Origin of the sequence: Bacillus sp. LK2, from assembly GCF_001043575.1 — a bacterium.
Classification (GTDB): Bacteria; Bacillota; Bacilli; order Bacillales; family Bacillaceae_G; genus Bacillus_A; species Bacillus_A paramycoides.
Genome location: NZ_LDUK01000040.1, coordinates 135,894 through 162,046, shown reverse-complemented (window position 1 = coordinate 162,046; position 26,153 = coordinate 135,894). Strand labels below are relative to the sequence as shown.

Here is a 26,153-nt window from a genome sequence, read left to right as displayed (position 1 = left end):
TGAGGAGACTGGGGGAATACGATGAGAAAATTAATGTTGATTATGGGAATCGTTTTGTTAGCTACTGTTGGATGTAGCGATAATGATGCATTTGAGAAAGCAAAGAAACAAGGGGACCTAGCATTAGAAAATAAAGAATATGATAGAGCTGTTGCGTCTTTTGAGTTGGCACTAAAAGAAAAAAAGGATGATCGGGAAGTAAAACTGAAAATGAATCAAGCAAGTAAAATGGTTGAAGCATTAAAGGAAAGTGATGTAGACCGAGCAATTGTATTATTAAGAGAAATTGAAAATAATCCTACTAATTCAGTAATAGCAAAGCAAGCAAAAGAGAAACGAGAAGTTTTAGTTAATCAAAAAGATGAGGAAGAAAAGTATAAGAAAATGCTTGCTAAAGTGGAAGATTTGAAAAATCAACAGAAGTTTATGGAAGTAAAAGAGCAACTGAACGTAATTATTAGAGAAACGCAAGGGAAAGAGCAATTTAAAGTATATTATCGAAATGCGAATGAACAAATTACACAGAGTGTGCCAAAGATGATTGATGAAGATAAAAGAAAGGATGGAAATCTTAAGGAAGAAAATAAAAATGAGGAAAAGCCGAAAGGAGAAGAGCCTAAGAAAGAAAGTGTTATTACAGGTCAAAAGGCAGAGTATATTAGTAAATTGAATAGTATTGATGAGAGCTTGAAGAAACTCGATTATTTATATGAGAAAGGGATTACAACTGAAATGAAGGAAGGAGAGGGAAAAAGATACGAGGCGTGGGATAAGGCCTTAAATGAGATTTATGCTGTTTTGAAAAAGCAGCTTCCTACGGGTGAGATGAACGCTTTAAGAGAGAAACAACGTGAATGGATTACGTATCGAGACCAAAAGGCAGAGAAGGCTTGGAATGAATCTGGGCAAGGAACATTGTCGGGGTTAGCAACTATTTCATCGAAGGCAAATAGTACGAGGGAAAGATGTTATCAGTTAGTTGAGCAGTATATGAAATGATAGAGGTTTGTTTTTATAACGGAATTATATTCTTAAAAACTTTTTTGGAATAGAAAATCCTCTTATTTATTCTTATATAAAAAGGCGAATCACGAATGATTCGCCTTTTTATGTGAGCTTTCAAGTATAATGAATAAGGTGATAATAACGCATATGATGATTCATTAATAGGAAAAGATAAATAAAGAAAATAATACAGGATAAAATGAGGTTAATATATGAATAAAAAAAGCTTTGCAGAGCATGCATTAAGTAAAGAAATAATAAGAGCACTTACTGGTCTAGGATATAATCATCCAACAGAGGTACAAGGAGAGGTTATTCCAGTTGCCTTACAAAAGAAGGACCTTGTTGTGAAGTCGCAGACTGGAAGTGGAAAAACCGCTTCATTCGGTATACCACTTTGTGAAATGGTGGAGTGGGAAGAGAATAAGCCACAAGCATTAGTATTAACACCAACGAGAGAACTTGCAGTGCAAGTAAAAGAAGATATTACGAATATAGGGCGCTTTAAAAGAATTAAGGCTGCCGCGGTTTATGGTAAATCTCCATTTGCACGCCAAAAATTAGAATTAAAGCAAAAGACACATATTGTAGTTGGGACTCCTGGCCGTGTGTTGGATCATATTGAAAAGGGTACTCTTTCTTTAGAGCGCCTGAAGTACTTGGTTATTGATGAAGCAGATGAAATGCTAAATATGGGTTTTATCGATCAAGTAGAGGCAATTATTGACGAATTACCTACGAAACGAATGACAATGCTATTTTCAGCAACACTCCCAGAAGATGTTGAAAAGTTATCTCGTACATATATGGATTCGCCAACTCATATTGAAATTAAGGCCGCTGGGATTACAACAGACAAAATTGAGCATACCCTTTTTGAGGTAAGAGAAGAGGAGAAACTTTCACTTCTTAAAGATGTAACAACGATTGAGAATCCAGATAGTTGTATTATTTTTTGTCGTACACAAGAAAACGTGGATCACGTATTTAGACAATTAAAACGTGTCAATTATCCTTGCGACAAAATACATGGCGGTATGGTACAAGAAGATCGTTTTGAAGTTATGGACGATTTTAGAAAAGGAAAGTTCCGTTATTTAGTAGCAACAGATGTAGCTGCGAGAGGGATTGATATTGATAATATTACACATGTTATTAATTATGATATCCCATTAGAAAAGGAAAGTTATGTACATCGTACAGGAAGAACGGGACGAGCTGGTAAGAACGGAAAAGCTATTACATTCATAACACCGTATGAAAATAGGTTTTTAGAAGAAATTGAGGCGTACATCGGCTTTGAAATTCAAAGGGCGCATGCACCTTCAAAAGAAGAAGTTATGAAAGGGAAAGGTGTATTTGAGGAGAAAATACATGCTAAACCAATTATAAAGAAAGATAAAAATGCAGACCTAAATAAAGGGATTATGAAACTGTACTTTAATGGCGGGAAGAAAAAGAAAATTAGGGCGGTAGATTTCGTCGGTACAATTGCTAAAATTAAAGGTGTTACAGCTGAAGATATAGGTATCATTACAATACAAGACAATGTTTCTTACGTTGAAATATTAAATGGAAAAGGACCGCTTGTATTAAAGGTCATGAAAAATACAACGATTAAAGGGAAACAATTAAAGGTTCATGAAGCAATTAAGTAAACAAAAAACTATCCACTTTAATAGGTGGATAGTTTTTTTGTTTCATTCGAAAGAAGTGGACATATAAATAAACGAGCATAAGGATAGCAGGGGATTTTAGGGAAATTGGATATCCATATTCGCTCCAATGATGAACCGTTGACCTTGCACGTGAAATTTAAAAACAAAAGAGGGTGTCTGAGAAACTTCTTCATATAACTTATTACAAGCTCATTTTGAAATGTTAATAAGAGAACCGGAAGGTGGAAGTAAATCAAAAAGGAAAAGGGATAAATAGGAAAATGAAGAACTTTTATATATATGCAAGTCTGAATTTTTAGATGAAATAGAGTGGGGGAAGAAGGATGATTCAATTTCCAAAAGCAGATGCTGAGCAATTTTTTAGATCGTATAGTATTGGCAAGTTTACAGTGAGTGAAGATGAAAAAAGATTAATTTTCAGTACAAATTTAAATGGTCATTCTAATTTATGGGCGATGGATTTACCAAATTTATCTCCTTATCCGTTAACATATTGTAATCAATCAAGCAATTTTATGAAAGTGGATCCTTTAAATCGATTTATTTTAGCTGGATTTGATAAAGATGGTGATGAAAATTATCATATTTATGCATTAAAACCAGAGGGTGGAGAATTGCTTGAATTGATTCCAGCAGGAGAGAAAGAAAAGGATTATTATGTACATTTAACAGAAGATGGAGAACGATTATATTATGTTACGAGTAAAGATAACCCAAGATTCTTTAATTCTCGTTGTTATAATTTGCGTACAAAAGAAGATATTCTCCTTTGTACGGGCGTAGAGACACCTACATATTTAAGTGCAGTGAGTCCAAATGAATCAAGCTTTATTGTCTTAAAATCGTATGGAAATACATATAATGTAGGATATGTGAAAAAGGGAGAGGAACTTATTTGTATGGTACCCTCCAGCGAAAAAGAACATATTTTAACTTCCATTTGCTATGTCGATGAAAATACGGTGATTTTTGTTACAAATTATGAAGAAGAGTTTTCTTATGTGGCTTCTTTTGATTTGGATAAACAGGAATTCAAACCAATATGTAAAATAGAGAATGAGGAAGTATCCACTATAAAATGGCATGAAGAAACGAAAACTGGTTATATCGTTACAGCAAAAGGTGTTGAAGATAGGTTATATAGATTTGTATGGGGTACAAAGGAATTAATGCTATTAGATACTCCAGTGGATACGATAAAACAAATGGATATTTCTAAATCCGGAAATTTATATTTATTAGGTGAAAGTGCAACGAAAACAGCAAACATTTATTATAAGGAAAATGAAAGTACAGAGTGGGAGATGTTGACAAAAAACTATGTTATTGGTCTACATGAATCTTCTTTTGTTGAACCGGATGTTATAACATATTCTTCATTTGATGGATTAAATATAGAGGCATTATTATTTCGAGCGAAGGAAGAGGTACAAAACGGATATACAATATTTTGGCCCCATGGTGGTCCACAATGGGCTGAGATAAAGGACTTTACTGCATTGTTTCAATATTTATTAAGACAAGGATATAATATTTTCGCACCAAACTTTAGAGGAAGTACGAGATATGGTTCAACATTTACGAAAATGATCGAGGGTGATTGGGGAGAGGCTCCACGCTTAGATTGTGTAGCAGGAATAGAGTGGTTGTTTGAACAAGGTATTTCAACTGCAGATAAATTATTTGTTATGGGTGGAAGTTATGGTGGGTATATGACCCTATTACTTTATGGGCGCCATTCAGAATATTTTCGGGCGGCCATTGATCTTTTTGGACCTAGTAGTTTATTTAGCTTTATTGACTCTATGCCAGAAGAATGGAAGCCAATTGCTGTTAGTTTTATTGGTGATGTTGAGAAAGATAAAGATAAGCTTATGAAAGATTCACCAATCACATATTTGAATCAAATGAAAAAGCCACTTCTTATCGTTCAGGGGGCAAATGACCCTCGGGTTGTAAAGACAGAATCGGATCAAATTTTTCAAGCATTGCAAGAAAAAGAAGTCGATGTAGAATACATTGTACTTGAAGATGAAGGGCATGGATTTTCAAAGAAAGAAAATGAGATATATGTATATCGTCGTATAACAGAATTTTTAGCAAAGCATAAATGAAATAAATGGCACCCTTAGGGGGCCATTTATTTGTTTAAGATTCTTTTAGATCGTCAACAAGTTTCTCCGCTAAACGTCTATACATATTACTCATAGTCACGAAAGATGTTAGTAATAAAAACTTTTCTAGCCTTGGATCTTCTAAGGAAGAAACCTCGTTTACTTCCGTAACACGGTTAGTTACGTCGTTTTTAAAGTTTTCAACATTGGTTTCAGTTAGAGCAAGATAATCTTTATATAGAGTATCTAATTCGAATGTAGCGTCGTTTATTAAAGGTTCATTTATATTTTCTAAGGAACTTTTTATGTCGTTAATGGAGAGGGCTCCTTTTAATTGATAAATTAAGCTGATCAAAATCATATGCTCTTTTGAATACTTTTTATTTTTGATAGGGATGAACAATTTTCCTTTTGCGTAATTGTTAATCATTGTTTTTGTTAATACTTTTTCATCATCGGTTCTCGTTGTATCTGCATAAGTATTCTCAAATAGTTGGACAACTTGGTCTACATATAAGTCGACAGTTGGGATATCCTCAAGTTTAATATTCTTTTCTAAATGTAATGTTTTCAGTAATTTATTTATATTTTCCACGTAGAACCCCTCACTTTTATAACATGGTGGAACTTAATGTTTGATATATCTTTAAATATGGTATTACGAAACAAATGAATTGTAAATGTTGACCTATATGAACATTATGTATATAATTACATGTAGTTATTAAAACTACATGTAATTATATGAGGGGTGTTTATATGAATGCTTATGTAAGAGAACCGGTTAATGCATTTACCCACTTAGGGGGGGCTGTATTATCATTTATTGCATTATTAGCTATGCTTGTGAAAGTTTCTGTTAAGATGCCATCTTTTGCTGCAATTACAGCTATTATTTTGTTTGGTATCGGGATGATGGTCCTTTATACAGCGTCAGCTGTATATCATAGTGTTGTAGCGAGTGAACGTGTTATTTATTTCTTTAGGAAGCTCGATCATTCGATGATTTTTATACTAATTGCAGGTACATATGCACCCTTTTGCTTAATTACATTACATTCCGCAAATGGCTTGCTATTATTTTGCTTAGTTTATGCAACTGCGATTTGCGGTATTGTTTTTAAAATGTTTTGGTTTAATTGTCCGAGATGGTTATCGACAGCAATTTATATTACGATGGGCTGGTTAATTGTTCTATTCTTTGCACCGTTAGCTGAGAATTTAAGCACAGGGGGCATCGTTTTCTTAGTGCTTGGGGGTATCTTTTATACAATTGGTGGGTTTATTTATGGTGCAAAGCCGAAATGGTTAGAATTTAAACATATGGGGCATCATGAAATTTTTCATATTTTTGTATTGCTAGGTAGTCTTGCCCATTTTCTAAGTGTATATTGTTACGTAATTTAATGAAAAAAAGCCACATTACCTCTATTATGTGGCTTTTTTGATTGCACAAGTGGAATCATTTATTATGCAAAATAATTATGGGATAAAATGTGATTTTATGTGTTCGCATAATAAACATATGGTAAGAAATATGTGATATACTTTGGGAAGCTTATAATGAATGAAATATGGAGGACTATAATTATGGCAATACTTGTAACAGGTGGAGCAGGATATATTGGTAGTCATACATGCGTGGAATTACTAAATAACGATTATGAAATTATAGTAGTAGACAACCTTTCGAATAGCTCAGTAGAGTCTATAAATCGAGTGAAAGAAATAACAGGAAAACAATTTAAGTTTTATAAAGAAGATATTTTAAATCGTGAGGCACTTGATACAATTTTTGAAGAAAATACAATTGAGGCTGTTATTCACTTTGCAGGTTTTAAAGCTGTAGGAGAATCAGTAGCAATTCCATTAACATACTACCATAACAACATTACAAGCACATTGGTGCTATGTGAAGTGATGCAGAAGCATAATGTGAAGAAGATGATTTTTAGCTCATCTGCAACGGTATATGGTATCCCAGAAACATCACCAATTACGGAGGAGTTTCCATTAAGTGCAACCAATCCATATGGTCAAACGAAATTAATGATTGAACAAATTATGCGTGATGTAGCATTTGCTGATACGGAATGGAGTATCGCATTACTTCGCTATTTCAACCCATTTGGTGCACATGAGAGTGGGCGTATTGGAGAAGATCCAAGTGGAATTCCCAATAATTTAATGCCATATGTAACACAAGTAGCTGTAGGTAAGCTAAAGGAATTAAGTGTATTTGGAAATGATTATCCAACAAAGGATGGTACAGGCGTCCGTGATTATATTCACGTTGTAGACTTAGCAAATGGCCATGTAAAGGCACTTAAAAAAGTACTTGGTACTACTGGGATAGATGCATATAATCTCGGTACAGGTACTGGTTATAGTGTGTTAGAAATGGTTGAAGCATTTGAAAAGGTTTCAGGAAAGAAAGTTCCTTATAAAATTACGGAGCGTCGTCCTGGTGATGTAGCAGTATGCTTTGCCGATGCATCGAAAGCAAAGCGTGAACTAGGATGGGAAGCAACACGTGGATTAGAAGAGATGTGTGCAGATTCTTGGAGATGGCAATCAAATAACAAAAATGGCTATCTAGAAGTTTGATATACAGATAAAAAAATGACCTTTTTGCAGGAGCAAAAGGTCATTTTTTTATTTATTTTCCATTAAGTTTATTAGCAAATTTAGTAAAGAAAGTTCGTTGTTTCATAGGAGCATTTGACTGACAAAATGTGTAGTAATCAATATTTTTAATGTAAGCAAAGAGTCGATAAATAGCATATGAGAATGTAATAGAAGACCCAATTGCAAAACTAATACCGTAGCCATTGAATCCAAATGGAAGTAGAAGAATACTTAATAACAGGTTTGCAAAAAAGAATAAAGCTGATGTTCGGAAGGCACCTTTACGATCCTCAAAGTATAAGAGTAGTAACGTAATAACGAGGACCATTCCATTTGCATAAGCACCTATTATAGGTTAGTTGCAGAATAGAGTATTCAAGGGTCATTTTTCCTGATTGTGAACTAAATATCCATATTATAAAAATAATAAGTAAAGAAAAAATACCTTGATTACGAAGTATGCGTTCTATTTCTTGTTTAAGAACAAAATTCATCGAATCTTTTAATTGTAAAATTGTATTTAATGTCCCTCCATTGTTCACCGAACCGAAGAACCTTTTATATCTTTCATAAAATCTTGTTTCAATGGATACTACGAAGAAAATATAGGTCGGAATAATGCTTAAATATGCCCAGAAAACAGAAGTATCATAAACTTTATGATAAATAAATGTATTTTCAATGTTTCCTCGTCCTTCTCCGAACCAAATAACAAAGTTACATACCCAAATGCCAATGTTGTAAAATAGGCTTGACCAAAATAGTTCTGGATATTTATCTAAATAAGAAAGAAAGGCAAATTGTTCAGTAGCATCACTGTTTGGAAACATTCGTACAATGACTATACTTAACCATACTAATGTAATAAATGTCCCGATTGTAAATGAAATTAAGAGTAATAAAGCGAATCCATGCTCTAGTCCAAGTGTTGGATGCCAGTAAGCTATAAGCGCAATTCCAGATAGGGAAAAAATTGACCCAATTAAGAATGCAAGAGCAATTGACTGATAATTTTTAGCTGCTGTTAAATAAATGGACTGAATCCAAATAATATTTAAAGCTAAAAATAAAAGTAGCATCACGATTTTATAATAAAAGGCTAGTGGAGTGAAAAATGCAAAAACAAGCCATAAGGCGATAGCTAAAAAGAGCGTAATTTTCGTCATTCCTAAAAATGAAGAAAATACTTTGTCAGCCTTTTGTTCATATAAAAGGTCGGCCACATATCTTGTGACGATGAGCTGCAGAGCCCCATATATAATTTGGGAAAAAATAAAGCAATATGAAATTGAAATTGTGAAAAGACGCTGTTCTTCAATTGAAATAGAATGGAACAAACTTAAAATATATCCAATAGTTGTTACTGCTAAAATAACGACTAACCAAGGACCAGCTGTAACAAATAATGAAAACCCATATGCATTTACGAAAGAACAAATTCAACAATTAAAAAAATCAGGAACTTTGGTCCTTGGGTATGTAAGTGTTTTAGAATTAGAAGCATGGCATAAACCACAAGTAGTAGAATCTGATTATTATTATAGAGACGGCAAGAAAATGAAAATAGAGCAGTGGGATACATATATTATGAATTTAGCTGACGAACATTATCGAGGGATTGTTGTTAATAAAGTAAAACAGCAAATTATTGGAAAAGGTATAGATGGGGTGTTTTTAGATACAGCTGGTGATATTGATGATTATTTTTATAATCAGCCAGCTACACAAGAGAAATTTAGAGAGGCATATGCCAATTTATTAAAAGAAATTAAAAGCATTGATTCTAACCTATTTCTTATACAGAATTGGGGATTTGAAACAATTAAAAATACATCTTTGAACCTTATACATGGTGTATTGTGGGAAGACTTCAATAAACAAGTTATTACAAATGATAAATGGAGTCAAAATTGGATGCGCTATTTTAAACAGCAAAGCAACAAAATTGTAACTTTTACGGTAACTCCAGATAACGTATCTAAAGAATATAGTTTTACAAATGGATTTATTGCTACAATAAATCCGAATGATATTTATGATAAATAGCAGTTGTTCCGAACTAAGAAATATTAAGGGAAATTATGATGTTTTAGGTCAGTAATACAATTCTCTCATAAAGATGAAGCCCCTATTACGTAATAAGGGGCTTAATGAATTCGAACGAACTGTTTAATGAAGCATTCTATTAACTTTCATAGAAATAAAAGAGAATAATTTGAAAATCATCACAGGTCTTGTCTTGTTATTAGAGTGCGTTTATAATCAAGTAATCCTATTAACTTTTTGATAGGATTATTTCTTATTGAAAGCGCTTTTAATTTGTGGTATTAGGAGAATACTGTTACTTTCAAATACTGAAAAGCTGACTGGGATTAAATAAGAAATAATATTGCTGTATAGCAGTTATTAAAGGGAGTTTTATTTTACTTTTTAAGGTAGGAAGTCTGACTTATTGTATGAAAAACTATGTATGTAGTTTTGAGTAAGAAGAAAGATAATAAATAATATGATTTTTTATATGGTGGGGAGGTTACAGTGTGAAAATATAAGATTTTCACACGAGTATATATGGGTTATGTAGGATTATTACTTTCAGGTGCAGCCTTATTTTTAAATAGCCTTGTCATACTAGGCAAAGCAGAGATGAAGAGTGCAGGTGTTTTTAATTTATTTGTGGGGGCATTACAAATTATCATTCCGTTTTATTTAATTATGATCTCTGATCAAAGTAATTGGACGGTATATTCATATGCAGCTACTTTTTTATTTGGTTTAACGTATTTGTACGTAGGGGTTACCTTTATTACAGGGATCAGTAGTACTGGATTAGGATGGTTTTGCCTATGGGTAGTTATTATCGCTTTATTTTATATGGTCGTATCATTTGTTCAATTTCAAGATGTTCTTAATGCGCTAACATGGTTTATGTGGGCTTTACTTTGGTATTTATTCTTTGTACTAAATGTACAAAAGAAAAATATTAATCAATATCTTGGTAGAATAGCGTTTGTACAATCATGGGTAACACTTACACTCCCTTCTCTTTTTTATTTTATGGGAATATGGGGAGAGTCAGTAGTATATGAAATATCTGTCTATGTATCGGTAGTTTCAATTTTATATTTTTGCTATTGTATTTTTAAATACCGAGTGCGTTAATTTATAGCATGTAGGAAAGCATGGAATCTTTATAATGATTCCATGCTTTTTATATAGTAGCATTTATAATAGAGGTAGTATTTTACAATTTCTAAAGTGGGGATGATGAAGATGAAAAAAGTGCTGGTTCTAGGGGGAACAAGGTTTTTTGGTAAGCGATTAGTAGAAGCGCTTTTGCAAGCTGGACATAATGTAACGATTGCTACGCGGGGAATTACCGAAGATTCCTTTGGGGATACGGTAAAAAGAATTGTAGTAGATAGAGAAGACGAAAAGTTATTGGAAGAGCGTTTAGAAGGTAAAAGCTATGATGTTGTATACGATAATTTATGCTATAGCTCGAATGCTGCGGAAATTATATGTAAAGTATTACGTGATAGGGTGAAAAAATATGTTATGACATCCTCAATGGCGGTCTATGAGCCTACATTAAACTTGCAAGAAGAAGACTTTAATCCGTATGAATATTCGATTACGTATGGAGATAGAGGGGATTTCACTTATAGTGAGGGGAAGAGATTAGCGGAAGCAGTGTTATTTCAACGGGCAACATTCCCTGTCGTTGCGGTACGCTTTCCCGTCGTTATTGGAGAAAATGATTATACGAAGAGATTACAGTTTTACGTTGAAAATGTTGTGAAACAAGAGTCTATTGTTGTGGATCATTTAGATGGAAAGTTGTCGTTCATACATGAAAAAGAAGCTGGAGAGTTTTTAGCATGGTGCGGAATGGAAAACATAGAAGGTCCAATTAACGCTTGCAGTAACGGAGTGATCTCTATGGGAGAAGTTATTCGTTTCATAGAAGAACATAGTGGGACAAAAGCTCTTATTCAAGAAGCAGGAGACAATATAGCACCTTATAATGAGGTGACTAATTGTACGTTACATAATAGAAAGGCTCGCGAATTAGGATTTCCGTTCCGAGAATTAAAATTAGAAATAAAAAATGTTTTACAGCATTACATAGATATACTGAAGTAATCATAAATCCCCCGGTGGCAATCCGGGGGATTCTGGAGGATTTCGACAATACTAGTTTAACATTACCAAATTTACCTTATACGTATGACTAATTTTTTTGTGATTGAATTGCTTGCAAATACTTTTCATTTACTCGGTCCCAATTAACTGTATTCCACCAATTGGTGATAAATTCTGGGCGCCGATTTTGATATTTTAAATAATAGGCATGTTCCCATACATCGATGACGAGTAATGGGATCTTTCCTTCTTGCAAAGGTGTGTCTTGATTTGGCGTACTCATAACAGCGAGTTCTTCACCATCAAGAACAAGCCATCCATATCCACTCCCAAAACGACTAATGGCTGCTTTAGAAAGTTGATCTTTTAGGTTGTCAAAGGTGTTGAAATAATAATCAATTACTTTTGCAACGTCTCCATTAGGATCGCCGCCACCTCGTGGGCTCATCACTTCCCAAAAAAGACTATGACAATAATGTCCACCACCGTTATTTCTTACGGCTGTAGCAATCTCTTTTGGCAAGGTGTTTAAATTACATAGTAACTCTTCTAACGATTTATTATGTAATTCGGTATAGCCCCCCAAAGCAGCATTTAAATTGTTTACATATGTCGCATGATGCTTGCCGTGATGAATGGCTAATGTGTCACCATCAATATATGGCTCTAGTTCATCATAATCATATGAAAGATTAGGCAATTGAAATGAAGACATGATATTACCTCCTTTCCACTCAAAAAGTTGGTCTTGGTAAAAATATTTTACCTAAGTCAAAAATACACTTGTTTATTCCGAAAGTCAACAACAATTCTAATAATTTTCTGAAAAATATTACAATAAAAGTAACACTTCCACTTTCATTTGTGACTCTTATCCTTTTTGCTTATACTGTAAAGTAGTAGTGTCTTGTTGAGATAGAAGGAGATTGTTTATGAGTAGAACGAAACAATTAATAGAGGAAGCAAGTAATTTTATTAGGATTTGCTATAAAGAGCTTAATAAAGAGCAATTAATAGAAGAGCGTATGAAAGAAATTTTAATAGAGATAGAAAAGACCGGAACGTATGAGCATACATTTGAAGAACTTGTTCATGGATCACGAATGGCATGGCGCAATAGTAATAGATGTATCGGAAGACTATTTTGGAATAAGATGCACATATTAGATGCGCGTGAAGTAAATGATGAGGAAGGTGTATATAATGCATTAATTCATCATATTAAATATGCGACGAATGATGGAAAAGTTAAACCGACAATTACAATTTTTAAGCAATATCAAGGTGAAGAAAATAATATTCGGATTTATAATCATCAATTAATTCGATATGCAGGATATAAGACGGAAATGGGGGTAATTGGTGATTCTCACTCCGCTGCATTTACTGATTTATGTCAGGAGCTTGGTTGGCAAGGCGAAGGTACACATTTTGATGTATTACCGCTTGTATTTTCTGTTGATGGAAAAGGTCCTGTATATAGAGAAATTCCTAAAAAAGAAGTGAAAGAGGTACCAATTGAACATCCAGAATACCCAATTTCAACGCTCGAAGTAAAATGGTATGGAGTACCGATGATTTCAGATATGCGTTTAGAGATTGGTGGTATTTCTTATACAGCAGCTCCATTTAATGGGTGGTATATGGGAACTGAGATTGGTGCTCGTAACTTAGCGGACCATGATCGTTATAATTTACTTCCGGCAGTTGCGGAGATGATGAATTTAGATACTTCGAGAAATAGTACGTTATGGAAAGATAAGGCACTGATTGAGTTGAATATTGCGGTGTTACATTCCTTTAAAAAACAAGGAGTTAGTATTGTAGATCACCATACTGCTGCACAACAATTTCAACAGTTTGAAAAGCAGGAAGCTGCTTGTGGCCGAGTTGTTACGGGAAATTGGGTATGGTTAATCCCTCCGTTATCACCTGCTACAACTCATATTTATCATAAACCTTATCCAAATGATGTTCTTACACCGAATTTCTTTCATAAATAAAGAAAAAGCATTGAACTAGAGTTGTTCAATGCTTCTTTGTCGTCCAATATCACATGGGACTTCAAAATATACCCATTATTCTTGACGATTCCATTGTTATTTTCCGATAATAACACTAACTAAACAAAAAGGAATGAATCACAGATGCTAAATTTAGTACTTATGATGATTGAACGCGTCGGACTTATTGTTATTTTAGGATTTTTACTTTCTCATATTAAAACGTTCCGACGCCTTCTTCATAAACAGGACGGATATGTAGATAAGCTTAAGCTTATTTGTATTTTTTCGGTGTTTACAATTGTAAGCAATTACACAGGGATTGAAATAGCAGGTAATACTATTATGAATGAAAATTGGCTACAAGGTGTTTCTTCATCTAGCACGATTGCGAATACACGAATCATGGGGGTTGGAATTAGTGGCTTGTTAGGTGGGCCTATCGTTGGAATTGGAGTAGGGTCTATTGCTGGTATTCATCGTTATATGCTTGGCGGAACGACAGCGGCAAGTTGTGCAATTTCATCAATTTTAGCAGGAATGATAACAGGTTATATTGGATACATTTTCAAAAAATATAATCGTACAATTACCCCTAAATTTTCAGCGGCTTTAAGTGTTTTTATCGTTTCTTTAGAAATGATTATGATTTTATTAATTGTAGAGGATGGAATCAGTATTGTGAAAACAATTGCGATCCCAATGATCCTTGTAAATAGTTTCGGAAGCTTTATTTTACTTTCTATGATACAGGCTATTTTGCGTCAAGAAGAGAATGCAAAAGCTCTGCAAACACATAAAGTATTACGAATTGCTGATAAAACGTTACCATATTTCCGCCAAGGGTTAACAGAAGAATCTTGCAAGCATGTGGCACAAATTATTCACCGCTTTACGGGAACAGATGCGGTATCCTTAACAGATACAGAGAAAATCTTAGCTCATGTTGGATTAGCATCAGATCATCATATTCCTTCACATAGTTTAATCACAGGTTTATCAAAAGAAGTATTAAAAACAGGGAAAATAATGAAAGCGAAATCACGTGAGATTATTAATTGCCAACATGAAGGGTGTCCATTGCAAGCGGCAGTTGTCATTCCATTAACTTCACATGGAAATACGATAGGGACATTAAAACTTTATTTTAAAACCCCTAATCAATTAAGTCGTGTTGAAGAAGAACTAGCGGAAGGGCTGGCGAAAATATTTTCCACACAGCTTGAGTTAGGTGAAGCTGAGTTGCAAAGTAAGTTATTACAAGATGCTGAAATAAAGGCGCTGCAAGCACAAATCAATCCGCATTTTTTATTTAATGCGATTAATACAGTATCAGCTTTATGCCGAACAGATGTAGAGAAAGCGAGAAAATTATTGCTACAGCTTAGCGTCTATTTTCGTTGTAATTTGCAAGGGGCACGTCAATTACTTATTCCATTAGAACAAGAGTTAAATCATGTACATGCATATTTATCGTTAGAGCAAGCGAGATTTCCGAATAAGTATGAAGTAAAGATGTACATTGAAGAAGAATTAAAGACAACGTTAGTTCCACCATTTGTGCTTCAGTTATTAGTTGAAAATGCATTGCGCCATGCTTTTCCAAAAAAGCAATCAGTATGCCAAGTTGAGGTACACGTGTTTGAAAAAGAGGGGATGGTTCACTTTGAAGTGAAAGATAATGGGCAAGGAATTGAGAACGAACGTCTAGAGCAATTAGGAAAAATGGTAGTTCCATCAAAGAAAGGAACTGGAACGGCTTTATATAATATTAATGAGCGGCTTATCGGGTTATTTGGAAAAGAGACAATGCTTCAAATTGAAAGTGAATTGGAGCGAGGAACAAAGATCCTCTTTATAATTCCGAAAAAAGTAGGGGAGGAAAAAGCGAGTGTTAAAGGTATTAGTAGTTGATGATGAAATGTTAGCACGGGATGAATTGAAATATTTATTAGAGCGAACGAAAGAAGTGGAGATAGTTGGCGAGGCTGATTGTGTAGAGGATGCTTTAGAAGAATTAATGAAAAACAAGCCAGACATAGTTTTTCTAGATATTCAACTATCTGATGATAACGGATTTGAGATCGCAAATATATTAAAGAAGATGAAAAATCCGCCTTCAATCGTGTTTGCAACTGCATATGATCAATATGCACTGCAAGCCTTTGAAGTAGATGCGTTAGATTACATTTTAAAGCCATTTGATGAAGAGCGTATCGTACAGACATTAAAGAAATATAAGAAACAAAAGCAAACAAAAATAGAAACAAAGCAAGATGCAAAGAGTATAGATGTAACGACCGAGATGCATAAATTAGCACTACCAATTGAGGAATCAATTGTACTTGTTAATATTGAAGATATTATTTATGTAGGACTTGTAGATGGGAAAGTAACTGTAAAAACAATGAAAGAAACATATGTAACACATGATACACTTGTGATTTTGGAAAAGAAATTATCGCAAACAATTTTTATGCGTGTTCATCGTAGTTTCATTGCTAATATTAATCATATTTCTGAGATACAGCCGTGGTTTAATTCGACTTATAACTTAATTATGAAAGAGGGGTCTAAAGTCCCAGTTAGCCGTACATATGCAAAAGAACTTAAAAAGCTGCTTCGTATTTAAGGAGCAGCTTTTGTATTTCACTCTATGATTTTTGTAACTGGTTGTATATATTTGACATTCTGTTATGTAAGCGCTTACTTAACCCTTTATATCCTATACAATAAAGGTACCAAATCGAAAGAGGTGGCCAAAATGAGCACAAAAAAAGTATATGGTTTTCTATCACAAATATTCGTTTTTTCAGCTATTATGTTAGTTTCTAATATTATCTCAACACATTTACCAATTCCAATGCCTTCATCAGTAATCGGGTTAGTCATTTTATTTAGTCTATTATGTTTAAAGGTTATTAAATTGGAGCAAGTTGAATCACTCGGAACAGCTTTAACAGGTATTATCGGATTTCTTTTCGTCCCATCAGGTATATCAGTTATTAACTCTCTTGGTGTAATGAGCCAATATTTTGTACAAATCATAACTGTAATCGTTGTCGCAACAATTATTTTACTTGCCGTAACAGGTTTATTTGCACAATTGATTTTAGGTAAAGATGACAAAGAAACAAAAGATACAAAAGAATTGAAAGTAGTAAATAAAGGACGCAAGCAAGGGAAAGTTGCGTAACTATTTTAGACCATTACATGGTTAGGAGGTAATGAACATGACAAGCACAATGACTCCATATTTCGGAATCGTCGTTTCATTAATTGCATACGGAATCGGAACACTTTTATTCAAGCACTCAAAAGGATTCTTCTTATTTACACCACTATTTGTAGCAATGGTATTAGGGATCGTCTTTTTAAAAGTAGGTAACTTTACTTTTGAGGAATACAATACTGGTGGGAAAATGATTAGTTTCTTCTTAGAGCCAGCAACAATTGCCTTTGCAATTCCGTTATATAAACAAGTTGATAAATTAAAAAAATATTGGTGGCAAATTTTATCGGCTATCGTGGTTGGATCTATTTGTTCAGTGGTTGTCGTGTTCATTGTCGCAAAAGCAATTGGCTTAGATACATCTGTAATGAATTCAATGTTACCACAGGCAGCAACAACAGCAATTGCATTACCAATATCTGAAAGTATTGGTGGTATTCCAGCAATTACATCGTTTGCAGTTATCTTTAACGCAGTTATCGTATACGCATTGGGAGCTTTATTCTTAAAAACATTTAGAGTGAAACACCCGATTGCTAAAGGGTTAGCACTTGGAACAGCAGGACATGCGTTAGGGGTTGCAGTAGGGATTGAAATGGGTGAAGTAGAAGCGGCTATGGCGAGTATCGCTGTGACAGTAGTTGGTGTTGTAACAGTGGTTGTCATTCCGATGTTCATGCCATTCATTGGGTAATAAAACTTACTTAAAAAATTATAAAAGCAAGCTATTTGTAGGACGGATTTCTACTGATAGCTTGCTTTTTATGTTACAGTAGTGGTAAGACCTATTTGTATTAGAATAAAAGTTTCCTTAAATCTTCATTAATACTATGCATAATGCATTTTGAAATAGGTCATTGTATTGTAAAATAAGAAGTAACATAATATAGGACATATTAATGAGCAATTATAGAAGAGATAAATTGCTTGTAATACTAATATTAAGGATTAATTATAAGTAGGATATAGAGAGAATATACTTATAAAAGTTTTACTTTATAGGACAGGAGAGAGTACTCGTCGATTATGCAAATAAAAAACCTGTTTCAAAGCAAAGGATTTCAGAGGTTACTCGTATTAGTGCTACTTGCTCTCATATTGTATGGGCTGCAAAGTATGTTAAATTTAATTTTAATTACGTTTATGTTGACGTATTTAATGGATCGATTTCAAAAGTTCATTTCTCGTAAATTAGATCATTTCATGCCAATTAACCGGAAAATTATTATAGCGTTTTTATATGTAACGTTAGTTGCCGGAATTGCCATTACTCTCTTTAAATATTTACCGGTATTAACAATACAAATTTCACAACTAATTTATCAATTTAATGTATTTTTAAGAAATCCGCCAGATAGTGAATTAATTAAATATGCAGTTAATGCTGTTAATCATATGGAACTTTCTAAATATGTAGGGCAAGGCGTAGACATTTTGTATAAATCTATTACGAATGTTGGGAAATTTGGCCTTCAAGTTTTACTTTCTTTAATTTTAAGTTTATTTTTCTTACTTGAAAAGGCTCGTATTTTTGCCTTTACTGCGAAATTTAAAGAAAGCCGACTTGCAATTTTCTATACTGAGATTGAGTATTTCGGAAAGAAGTTTGCACGTTCATTCGGAAAAGTAATTGAAGCACAATTTTTAATTGCAATTGTTAACTGTATTTTATCTGTTATTGCATTATGGATATTAGGATTTCCACAATTGCTAGGTTTAGCGTTAATGATTTTCTTACTTGGTTTAATTCCAGTAGCAGGTGTTATCATTTCGTTATTCCCACTCTGTATGATTGCTTACAATATCGGCGGTATTATGTATGTCGTTTATATTATAGTTATTGTAACGGTAATTCATGCGCTTGAGAGCTATGTATTAAATCCGAAGTTTATGTCACAAAAAACAAACTTACCAATCTTCTACACATTTATGGTATTAATTTTCTCTGAACATTTCTTAGGTGTATGGGGATTAATTATCGGTATTCCAATCTTCATATTCTTATTAGATGTTTTAGATGTGACAAGTGATGAAAATGAGAAGGATTTTTCTGGAAAATAAAGTAAAAAAAGCATCGATATTCGATGCTTTTTCTTTTACCCCGCTATTTGCGGATAGTAAGACTCCCACCTCAAAATTTGGCGAATGCGAGGAAGTTAGGTGGGAGTCGGGCTACCGATTGGTGTGGGCTAATAATCAGTGGGGGATGGACAAAACCCCCACTGATTAAAGTTTCACCTTATAAATTATGGTACTTTATGACATACTGTAAGAAGAATATACAATTGGGGTGAAATAATGGCTATAAATGAAAAGAGAGAGTTAGCTACATTTGCTGGTGGGTGTTTCTGGTGCATGGTTTCACCGTTTGAAGAGATGGAAGGAATTATACAGGTTGTTTCAGGCTATACAGGCGGTCATAAAGAGGATCCGACGTATAAAGAAGTGTGTTCGGAAACTACTGGACATTATGAAGCAGTACAAATTACATTTGATGCAAATAAAATGCCGTATGAAGAGTTGTTAAATATATATTGGAGACAAATTGACCCGACTGATATTGGAGGGCAATTCCACGACCGTGGGCAGTCTTATGAAACGGTGATTTTTTACCATAATGAAGAACAACATAGACGAGCAGAGGCTTCAAAAGAAGAGCTTGCGAAGAGTGGACGTTTTTCAAAGCCAATTGCTACAAAAATATTGCCAGCTGCTACATTTTATCCAGCTGAGGAATATCATCAAGGATATCATAGGAAAAATACATTCCGCTATGAACTATACCGCAAGGGCTCAGGGCGCGATGCTTTTATTAAAAAGCACTGGCCGAAGGACAATGCTCATTTAAAAGAAAGATTAAACGAGATGCAATTTTATGTGACCCAGGAAAATGGGACAGAACCACCATTTCAGAATGGGTATTGGAATTATAAGGAAGAGGGTTTATATGTAGATATTGTTTCTGGTGAACCATTGTTCACTTCTATAGATAAATTCGATAGCGGATGCGGATGGCCGAGTTTTACGAAACCGGTTATGTCAGCTAGTGTAAAAGAAAAAATGGATGTTAGTCATAATATGACGCGTACGGAAGTGAGAAGTAAAGAAGGAGATTCACATCTAGGGCATGTATTCCCAGATGGCCCAGGGCCAAATGGCCTTCGTTATTGTATTAATTCAGCGGCTCTTCGATTTATCCCAAAAGAGAAGTTAGAAGAAGAGGGATATGGTGATTTCTTAATTCTGTTTGGCAATAAAAAATAACCTCGCAGTTAGCGAGGTTATTTTTTATTTTGCTTTTTTCTTTTTAAATTTACTTAGTGCTTCATAAACGATTGGTACGATAAGAAGTGTTAATAACGTTGAACTTGTTAATCCACCAATTACGGTTACTCCAAGTCCTTTAGAAATTAAGCCGCTACCTTCAAATCCTAATGCAAGCGGAATAAGAGCCCCGATTGTTGCAATTGCAGTCATTAAGATAGGACGTAGACGTGTTGCACCAGCTTCTAATAATGCCTCGCGTGTTGATAGACCTTCGTTTTCTTTATGAATAACGCGGTCAATAAGTACGATTGCATTCGTTACAACGATACCAATTAACATAAGAGCCCCAATCATTGCGGATACACTTAATGTTTCGCCAGAGATTAATAGGGCAACAAGTGCACCAATGATTGTGAATGGTAGCGAGAATAAGATTGCAAATGGTGCAAGAGCACCGCCAAATGTAACGACAAGGACGAAGTATACAATGGCAATTGCAGCTAACATCGCTAAGCCAAGTTGCTTAAATGATTCTTGAATATCTTTTGTAACACCGCCCATAGAAACGTCTACACCAGAAGGAAGATCCATTCTATCCACTTCTTTTTGAACTGCAGCCGATGCTTTTGAAACGTCATCAGATGTTAATTTTGCACTTACTGCTGCATAAACGCGGCCATCTCGATGTGTTACGGTGTTAGAAGTTTCACCTTCTTTTACAGTCATAACATCTTTAACAGCAACTTCATTACCGAGTGGTGTTGTAATTTTACGATTCGTTAAATCATCAATCGTTTCATAGTTCTGTTTTTCAGTCTCTACATATACATTTATATCTTTATTATCTTTTTTAATCGTTGTAAGAACAGGGCGGTCGTGTTGATTAGAAAGTCCCATTCCAATTTGGGCAGCAGTTAGCCCCATTTTACTTAGTTTTTCTTGATCTGCGACTAAAGTGTATTCTGCATATGTTTTCGCAATACTAGAGTCTACGTCTTTTAAGTCTTTATTTTTCTTCATGATATTTTGAATATCTTTAACGACAGGCTTAATTTCTTCAGAGCTATCTCCATAAACGTATAGTTTAATTTCGTTACTACCGCCACTTGCTCCGAAATCTTGGTTTTTCCATTCGCCTTTTCCAGACATCTTTTGTAAATCTTTAACGACTTGTTCTTTCTCTTTTTCGAAGTTCTTCGTATCGTTATCATATTGAACGAAGAACATAGCTTGATTTGTTTTACCAGGGCTCATTGGGTTTTCGCCACCTAATGAGAATTGAATTGTTTTGACGTCTTTTTTATCTTGGAAGTGCTTTTCAGCTTTCGTTGCAATTTTTTCAACGTCTTCTAACGTTTGACCTGGCTCAGGGTTGTATGTTGCAATAATCATTTTTTCTTCTTCAGATGGTAAGAAGCTGACACCGATAATTGGTACCAATGCAAGGCTACCTACTAATAGAAGGACGGCGATACTTGATGTAATAATTTTATGGTTTAACGCCCATCGAAGTATGCGTTTATATCCGTTTGCTAATTTGCTTGGTTTTTCTTCATGATGCACTTCTTTTTCTCTCATACTCTCTTTCTTGAATAAGGAGTGAGCTAGCATTGGTACAATTGTAATTGCCACTAGTAATGACGCTAATAAAGCAAAGACAATAGTTAAAGCGAATGGTAAGAACATTTCACCAATCATACCTTTTACAAGTCCAAGAGGTAAGAATACAGCAATTGTTACAATTGTAGAAGACATAATCGGGATAAACATTTCTTTCGTAGCTTCACGAATTAAATCTTTCCCACGTAATTTCTCTTCTGATAACGACATACGTCGGTAAATATTTTCAATAACAACAATTGAATCATCGACAACGCGTCCGATAGCGACCGTCATTGCTCCAAGTGTCATAATGTTAAGTGTAATATCCATTTGTTTTATTACTAAGACTGCAATTAATAAAGAAAGTGGTATAGAAACGACAGAGATTAGTGTTGTTCGAATGTTTCTTAGGAACAGCATAATAATAATAATCGCAAAGATAGCACCGAAAATAGCTTTGCTAAGCATTGTTTCAACTGATTTCTCAATCGGTGCACCTTGGTCGAATGTTGAAATGATCTCTAAATCCTTATATTTTTTCTCAAGGTCTTTTACTTTATCTTTAACTGCATTTACAACATCAACTGTATTCGCATCAGCAGCCTTCACAATTTGAATTCCGATTGCTTCTTTTCCATTTGTTCGAGAAATAGATTCTGCTTTTCCGACTTCTTTAATATCAGCAATTTCTTCTAATGTGACCGTTGGTATGCCGTTCATAGCGGCTGGATTCATTTGCGGCGTTTGTGCACCAGCTCCAGCATTTTGACTACCTTGGCCGCTCGGTGATGAAGGGATAGCTGGAATTTTTAGTTCTTTTAATGCTTTAATTGTTGTGATATTTCCATCTACAACAACTGATTTTTCCGTGTCTTTAAATGTATATAAGCCAAGTGGTAAAGATACGTCCGATCCTTTAATCACATTTTTTACAGTATCTTCACTTAAACCTAATTCTTTCATCTTATCTTGTTTGAAGACAAGCTGTACTTCGTCTACTTGTTGACCTGTGATTTGAACAGATGCGACACCATCAAGTCCTTTTAAACCTGGAACAACATTTTTTTCAACATTTTCAGTTAAGGTAGCTAAAGATTCATTTTTACTTGCTACGCTTAATGAAATAACTGGAAAGGCATTAAAGTTTACTCGAGAGACTCTCGGATCTTTCACACCTTCCGGCAGTTTCATATTTGTGAGTGCCTCTTTAACTTCTGTTTCGGCTTTTTCCATATTTTTATCAAAATCATATTCTATTTGAATAGAAGATGCATTTTGATAAGATGATGAGCTAACAACGTTTACGCCGCTTAAATTTTGCAGTTGCTCTTCCATCGGTTTTGACACTTTATCAGCTACTTCAGCTGGTGTAGCACCAGGATAAACCGTAGTTACTGTTACAATCGGTGTTGTAATATCAGGAATTGTCTCCAGCTTCATATTGAGTCCAGAATAAATACCTGCGATAGTAACAATAATGGTTAGTAGCCAAACTGCGAACTTATTTTTTAACGAGAAATTGATGATTTTGTTCATGTTTGCGCTCCCTTTTTATTGTATTGACCAATCGGTCAGTCTAATACACAATATAACTGACCGATTGGTCAGTAGTCAATGAAAAGAGATGGTATAATAAAGCTAAAATGTAAGGGGAGAGATTTTTTATTATTCCTTACTGAATTATTAGCTTTTATTAATTGAACTTCTAAATAGATAGTAGGCCTCAAAAATAACTTGTTTGTTCCGTTAAATTTTTGGGGAGGAGTTTTGCTGCTTGCTAATATAAGATTAAATTTACATAAGATGCGAAATAGGTTTAGGAGAGAAGATATGAAAGAAAAAGAGCGCTTAATTATAGAGATGGCTATGAAGTTATTTGCGACTAAGGGTGTAAGAGCAACGTCAGTACAAGAAATCGTCACCGCCTGTGGTATATCGAAAGGGGCTTTTTATTTGTATTTTAAATCGAAAGACGAGCTTTTATTAGCGACACTTCGATATTATTATGACAAAATCCAAAAGAAAATGCTGGATATTGAGAAAGAATCTTTAGTACCACGTGAAAAATTTGCAAAACAATTACATTGTCAGTTTACTGATGTGCAAAGACATAAAGAATTTATTATTATGCATGCAAGAGAAAATGCAATTCCGTTTAATAAAGAAGTGGAAGAGTTTATGATGCGGATGAAATTAGAGTCTCATGCATTTTATCGGAATAGCTTACTGTCTATTTATGGTGAAAAGGTCAGTCCATATTTATTAGATTTGGTAATTATGGTGGAAGGGATATGCCATGGTTATTTACAGTTAATTATTTTAAATGAACCAGAAATTGATTTCTCTTATGTTTCTTCATTTATTTTAAAAAGAGTAGACCATTTAGTAGAAGGGCTTCTAGACTCTTCGGAGGAACCTGTTTTAAATGAGGAAAAGATGGGGGAGTTTTTTTGTAGCTCAGAGCTTATTAAGGAACAGGTGAAAGAGCATTTTTTGAAAGAAATTATTATATTAAAGCGAACATTAGCAGATCAACTGGAAAATGATGAGGTTTTAGTCACTTTAGATGTTTTAGAATCAGAAATGAGAGTTCAAAATCCAAGGATTCCAGTTATTCGAGGGATGTTAGCGAATTTGGAAGCGTATAATGATTTGAAGGATTTTCGATTAAGGTTAGCTCGATATTATAATATAGAGTTGAAATAATGAAATGTTAGTTTAATCTTTTTGTCTTATTGGCCTGAAGCTACTGAAAGCTTCGTTATTATAAAAAAATCCGTTCCTAAATGCTTTCTAGGAACGGATTTTATTTTACAATTATAATGAAATAATTTAAGGCTTATTTATTTTGTTCTGCCCATTCTTCAACATTCCAAGTTTTTGTGATCCAGCCTTCATAAAATTCTGGTTCGTGACATACAAGAAGGATTGTCCCTTTATATGCTTTCAGAGCTTTTTGAAGTTCTTCCTTTGCTGTAACATCAAGATGGTTTGTTGGCTCATCGAATAATATCCAGTTACTTTCTTCACCCATTAGCTTACATAAACGAACTTTTGCTTGCTCGCCACCACTTAATTGACTTAGAGGGCGAGATATATGCTCATTTTTCAATCCACATTTCGCTAACATTGCACGGATTTGATGTTGGTCCATGCTAGGGAATGTGTTCCAAACGTCATCAATTGGTGTTATATTATCAGCTTTTACTTCTTGTTCGAAGTATGCAGGTTCTAAGAAGTCACCAAGACTCGTTTTACCGCTTAATGGTTTAATTTTTCCTAAAATCGTTTTTAATAATGTTGATTTACCAACACCATTACATCCAACGATAGCGATTTTTTCACCGCGTTCAATTGTCATTGTTAGTTTTGGTAGTAATGGGTGTGTATATCCGATTTCTACATCTTCACCTTCAAAGACGAAACGGCTACTTGCACGACATTCTTTAAATGAGAATTCTGGCTTAATTGCTGTTTCAGGACGATCAATAAGCTCCATGCGATCAAGCTGTTTTTGACGACTCTTTGCACGACCTGTAGTTGAATAACGAGCCTTGTTCTTCGCAATGAAATCTTCTTGCTTTTTAATAAACTCACGTTGCTTTTCATAAGCGTTTATATGTTGGTTTTTATTGATTTCTGCTAGTTCTAGGAATTTTTCGTATGTCGCTGTATAGCGCGTCATTTTCGTAAATTCTAGATGGAAAATAACATCAACACATTTATTCATAAATTCTGTATCATGGGAAATTAATAAGAATGCATGCGGGTATTCTTTTAAATAATTCGTTAACCAATGAATGTGTTCAACGTCTAAATAGTTGGTAGGCTCATCGAGTAATAACACTTCTGGTTGCTCAAGTAAAAGTTTTGCAAGCAATACTTTTGTACGTTGTCCACCACTTAGTGCTGAAACATCACGATCTAAACCAATCGCATCAATTCCAAGACCTCGTGCTGCTTCTTCGATTTTCATATCTAGTAAATAGAAACCGCCTGCTTCGAGTGCATCTTGTATTTCTGCCATCTGCTCAAGAAGGTCCTCTAATTCTTCTGGTGTAGCAGTTCCCATTTTTTCTGTAACTTCATTTAACGCCTGTTCCTTTTTAAATAAAGGTAAAAATGCATCAGCTAATACGTCACGAATTGTACGACCAGGTGTTAAAACTGTATGCTGATCTAAGTAACCGTAATGTGTGCCTGGTGTCCACTCTACACGACCTTGGTCGTGAATAAGCTGTCCAGTAATAATATTCATAAATGTTGATTTGCCAACACCATTTGCACCGACTAATCCAACGTGTTCACCTGCTAGTAATCGCATAGATACATCTTTAAATAATGTACGATCACCAAATGTATGTCCTAGTTTTTCGACTGTTAATAAGCTCATAGTATCCTCCGTCCAACTTGAAATAGTACCTTGAATCATGATACTAAATTATTGAGTATAATGCTATCCTTTCGAAATGTATCTTTT

19 protein-coding genes and 3 pseudogenes are annotated in these 26,153 nt (G+C 34.3%); 17 read left to right on the top strand and 5 right to left on the bottom strand.

The features are described from left to right. Positions 1 to 21: 21 nt before the first annotated feature. From VK90_RS21255 to VK90_RS21245, 3 genes are all read left to right on the top strand, one after another. Positions 22 to 999, top strand: a complete 978-nt coding sequence (locus VK90_RS21255; RefSeq protein WP_048375029.1) for a lysozyme inhibitor LprI family protein — start codon at positions 22 to 24, stop codon at positions 997 to 999. Positions 1,000 to 1,217: 218 nt separating this feature from the next. Continuing rightward, positions 1,218 to 2,663, top strand: coding sequence for a DEAD/DEAH box helicase (locus tag VK90_RS21250; RefSeq protein WP_048375028.1), 1,446 nt, complete (start codon positions 1,218 to 1,220; stop codon positions 2,661 to 2,663). Between the two features lie 344 nt (positions 2,664 to 3,007). Then, positions 3,008 to 4,798 (top strand): S9 family peptidase, encoded by a 1,791-nt coding sequence (locus VK90_RS21245; RefSeq protein ID WP_048375027.1) that lies wholly within the window; start codon positions 3,008 to 3,010, stop codon positions 4,796 to 4,798. Positions 4,799 to 4,832: 34 nt separating this feature from the next. Here VK90_RS21245 and VK90_RS21240 read toward each other — a convergent pair whose 3' ends face one another. Further along, positions 4,833 to 5,393 carry a DUF1836 domain-containing protein gene (locus VK90_RS21240; protein ID WP_048375026.1) on the bottom strand — a complete coding sequence of 187 codons (561 nt, stop codon included), beginning with the start codon at positions 5,391 to 5,393 and terminating at the stop codon, positions 4,833 to 4,835. 164 nt (positions 5,394 to 5,557) lie between these two features. Between VK90_RS21240 and trhA the strand changes: the two genes are divergently transcribed. Together trhA and galE are read left to right on the top strand one after the other, a co-directional pair. Then, the gene (gene trhA / locus VK90_RS21235) at positions 5,558 to 6,205 is read left to right on the top strand and encodes a PAQR family membrane homeostasis protein TrhA (RefSeq protein ID WP_025146958.1); all 648 of its coding nucleotides are present in this window, start codon (positions 5,558 to 5,560) and stop codon (positions 6,203 to 6,205) included. A 183-nt stretch (positions 6,206 to 6,388) separates the two neighbouring features. Beyond that, complete coding sequence (gene galE / locus VK90_RS21230; protein ID WP_048375024.1) at positions 6,389 to 7,405, top strand: UDP-glucose 4-epimerase GalE; 1,017 nt, start codon at positions 6,389 to 6,391, stop codon at positions 7,403 to 7,405. A gap of 52 nt (positions 7,406 to 7,457) precedes the next feature. On the opposite strand, the pseudogene pelG reads toward galE, so the two are convergent. Continuing rightward, a pseudogene (pelG, locus tag VK90_RS21225) lies at positions 7,458 to 8,865 on the bottom strand (exopolysaccharide Pel transporter PelG). On the opposite strand from pelG, the pseudogene VK90_RS21220 reads away from it, so the two are divergent. The 3 genes and pseudogenes from VK90_RS21220 to VK90_RS21210 all read left to right on the top strand — a co-directional run. Beyond that, positions 8,840 to 9,472, top strand: a pseudogene (locus VK90_RS21220) (putative glycoside hydrolase); the annotation flags it as partial. The pseudogenes pelG and VK90_RS21220 overlap by 26 nt on opposite strands. Positions 9,473 to 9,994: 522 nt before the next feature. Further along, positions 9,995 to 10,585 (top strand): AmiS/UreI family transporter, encoded by a 591-nt coding sequence (locus VK90_RS21215; protein ID WP_048375022.1) that lies wholly within the window; start codon positions 9,995 to 9,997, stop codon positions 10,583 to 10,585. 105 nt (positions 10,586 to 10,690) lie between these two features. Beyond that, complete coding sequence (locus VK90_RS21210) at positions 10,691 to 11,569, top strand: NAD-dependent epimerase/dehydratase family protein (protein ID WP_048375020.1); 879 nt, start codon at positions 10,691 to 10,693, stop codon at positions 11,567 to 11,569. Positions 11,570 to 11,657: 88 nt separating this feature from the next. Here the strand turns inward: VK90_RS21210 and sodA are convergent, their stop codons facing one another. Then, positions 11,658 to 12,284, bottom strand: coding sequence for a superoxide dismutase [Mn] (sodA, locus tag VK90_RS21205; protein ID WP_048375018.1), 627 nt, complete (start codon positions 12,282 to 12,284; stop codon positions 11,658 to 11,660). A gap of 217 nt (positions 12,285 to 12,501) precedes the next feature. Here sodA and VK90_RS21200 point away from each other — a divergent pair, with 217 nt between their 5' ends. The 8 genes and pseudogenes from VK90_RS21200 to msrB all read left to right on the top strand — a co-directional run bounded on the left by VK90_RS21200 (position 12,502) and on the right by msrB (position 20,068). Then, the gene (locus VK90_RS21200; protein ID WP_048375016.1) at positions 12,502 to 13,572 is read left to right on the top strand and encodes a nitric oxide synthase oxygenase; all 1,071 of its coding nucleotides are present in this window, start codon (positions 12,502 to 12,504) and stop codon (positions 13,570 to 13,572) included. 144 nt (positions 13,573 to 13,716) lie between these two features. Then, positions 13,717 to 15,486, top strand: coding sequence for a two-component system sensor histidine kinase LytS (gene lytS, locus VK90_RS21195; protein ID WP_048375015.1), 1,770 nt, complete (start codon positions 13,717 to 13,719; stop codon positions 15,484 to 15,486). Continuing rightward, positions 15,464 to 16,204 carry a LytR/AlgR family response regulator transcription factor gene (locus tag VK90_RS21190; RefSeq protein ID WP_048375013.1) on the top strand — a complete coding sequence of 247 codons (741 nt, stop codon included), beginning with the start codon at positions 15,464 to 15,466 and terminating at the stop codon, positions 16,202 to 16,204. Before lytS ends, VK90_RS21190 begins: the two co-directional genes overlap by 23 nt. 132 nt (positions 16,205 to 16,336) lie before the next feature. Then, positions 16,337 to 16,768 carry an antiholin-like murein hydrolase modulator LrgA gene (gene lrgA / locus VK90_RS21185; RefSeq protein WP_002174469.1) on the top strand — a complete coding sequence of 144 codons (432 nt, stop codon included), beginning with the start codon at positions 16,337 to 16,339 and terminating at the stop codon, positions 16,766 to 16,768. Between the two features lie 37 nt (positions 16,769 to 16,805). Next, a complete protein-coding gene (gene lrgB, locus VK90_RS21180) occupies positions 16,806 to 17,498 on the top strand; it encodes an antiholin-like protein LrgB (protein ID WP_002174468.1) in 693 nt (230 codons plus the stop codon). Between the two features lie 332 nt (positions 17,499 to 17,830). Beyond that, entirely contained in the window at positions 17,831 to 18,865 is a 1,035-nt protein-coding gene (locus VK90_RS21175) for an AI-2E family transporter (RefSeq protein WP_048375011.1), read from the top strand. A gap of 237 nt (positions 18,866 to 19,102) precedes the next feature. Next, positions 19,103 to 19,570, top strand: a pseudogene (gene msrA / locus VK90_RS30840) (peptide-methionine (S)-S-oxide reductase MsrA); the annotation flags it as partial. A gap of 45 nt (positions 19,571 to 19,615) precedes the next feature. Next, a complete protein-coding gene (gene msrB, locus VK90_RS30835; RefSeq protein ID WP_269431824.1) occupies positions 19,616 to 20,068 on the top strand; it encodes a peptide-methionine (R)-S-oxide reductase MsrB in 453 nt (150 codons plus the stop codon). A gap of 24 nt (positions 20,069 to 20,092) precedes the next feature. Here msrB and VK90_RS21160 read toward each other — a convergent pair whose 3' ends face one another. Continuing rightward, positions 20,093 to 23,209: an efflux RND transporter permease subunit gene (locus VK90_RS21160; RefSeq protein WP_048375003.1), complete on the bottom strand. Its 3,117-nt coding sequence runs from the start codon at positions 23,207 to 23,209 to the stop codon at positions 20,093 to 20,095. 294 nt (positions 23,210 to 23,503) lie between these two features. Here VK90_RS21160 and VK90_RS21155 point away from each other — a divergent pair, with 294 nt between their 5' ends. Then, on the top strand, positions 23,504 to 24,379 hold the full coding sequence (locus VK90_RS21155; protein WP_048375001.1) for a TetR/AcrR family transcriptional regulator: 876 nt from the start codon (positions 23,504 to 23,506) through the stop codon (positions 24,377 to 24,379). 133 nt (positions 24,380 to 24,512) lie between these two features. Here VK90_RS21155 and VK90_RS21150 read toward each other — a convergent pair whose 3' ends face one another. Continuing rightward, on the bottom strand, positions 24,513 to 26,066 hold the full coding sequence (locus VK90_RS21150) for an ABC-F family ATP-binding cassette domain-containing protein (RefSeq protein WP_025146972.1): 1,554 nt from the start codon (positions 26,064 to 26,066) through the stop codon (positions 24,513 to 24,515). Positions 26,067 to 26,153: the final 87 nt, after the last annotated feature.

What these genes read in the sequence shown, in the direction of transcription:
- VK90_RS21255 (WP_048375029.1), top strand. Translation starts at nt 22, where the DNA reads ATGAGAAAATTAATGTTGATTATGGGAATCGTTTTGTTAGCTACTGTT.
- VK90_RS21250 (WP_048375028.1), top strand. Translation starts at nt 1,218, where the DNA reads ATGAATAAAAAAAGCTTTGCAGAGCATGCATTAAGTAAAGAAATAATA.
- VK90_RS21245 (WP_048375027.1), top strand. Translation starts at nt 3,008, where the DNA reads ATGATTCAATTTCCAAAAGCAGATGCTGAGCAATTTTTTAGATCGTAT.
- trhA (WP_025146958.1), top strand. Translation starts at nt 5,558, where the DNA reads ATGAATGCTTATGTAAGAGAACCGGTTAATGCATTTACCCACTTAGGG.
- galE (WP_048375024.1), top strand. Translation starts at nt 6,389, where the DNA reads ATGGCAATACTTGTAACAGGTGGAGCAGGATATATTGGTAGTCATACA.
- VK90_RS21215 (WP_048375022.1), top strand. Translation starts at nt 9,995, where the DNA reads ATGGGTTATGTAGGATTATTACTTTCAGGTGCAGCCTTATTTTTAAAT.
- VK90_RS21210 (WP_048375020.1), top strand. Translation starts at nt 10,691, where the DNA reads ATGAAGATGAAAAAAGTGCTGGTTCTAGGGGGAACAAGGTTTTTTGGT.
- sodA (WP_048375018.1), bottom strand. Translation starts at nt 12,284, where the DNA reads ATGTCTTCATTTCAATTGCCTAATCTTTCATATGATTATGATGAACTA.
- VK90_RS21200 (WP_048375016.1), top strand. Translation starts at nt 12,502, where the DNA reads ATGAGTAGAACGAAACAATTAATAGAGGAAGCAAGTAATTTTATTAGG.
- lytS (WP_048375015.1), top strand. Translation starts at nt 13,717, where the DNA reads ATGCTAAATTTAGTACTTATGATGATTGAACGCGTCGGACTTATTGTT.
- lrgA (WP_002174469.1), top strand. Translation starts at nt 16,337, where the DNA reads ATGAGCACAAAAAAAGTATATGGTTTTCTATCACAAATATTCGTTTTT.
- lrgB (WP_002174468.1), top strand. Translation starts at nt 16,806, where the DNA reads ATGACAAGCACAATGACTCCATATTTCGGAATCGTCGTTTCATTAATT.
- VK90_RS21175 (WP_048375011.1), top strand. Translation starts at nt 17,831, where the DNA reads ATGCAAATAAAAAACCTGTTTCAAAGCAAAGGATTTCAGAGGTTACTC.
- VK90_RS21160 (WP_048375003.1), bottom strand. Translation starts at nt 23,209, where the DNA reads ATGAACAAAATCATCAATTTCTCGTTAAAAAATAAGTTCGCAGTTTGG.
- VK90_RS21155 (WP_048375001.1), top strand. Translation starts at nt 23,504, where the DNA reads ATGAAAGAAAAAGAGCGCTTAATTATAGAGATGGCTATGAAGTTATTT.
- VK90_RS21150 (WP_025146972.1), bottom strand. Translation starts at nt 26,066, where the DNA reads ATGAGCTTATTAACAGTCGAAAAACTAGGACATACATTTGGTGATCGT.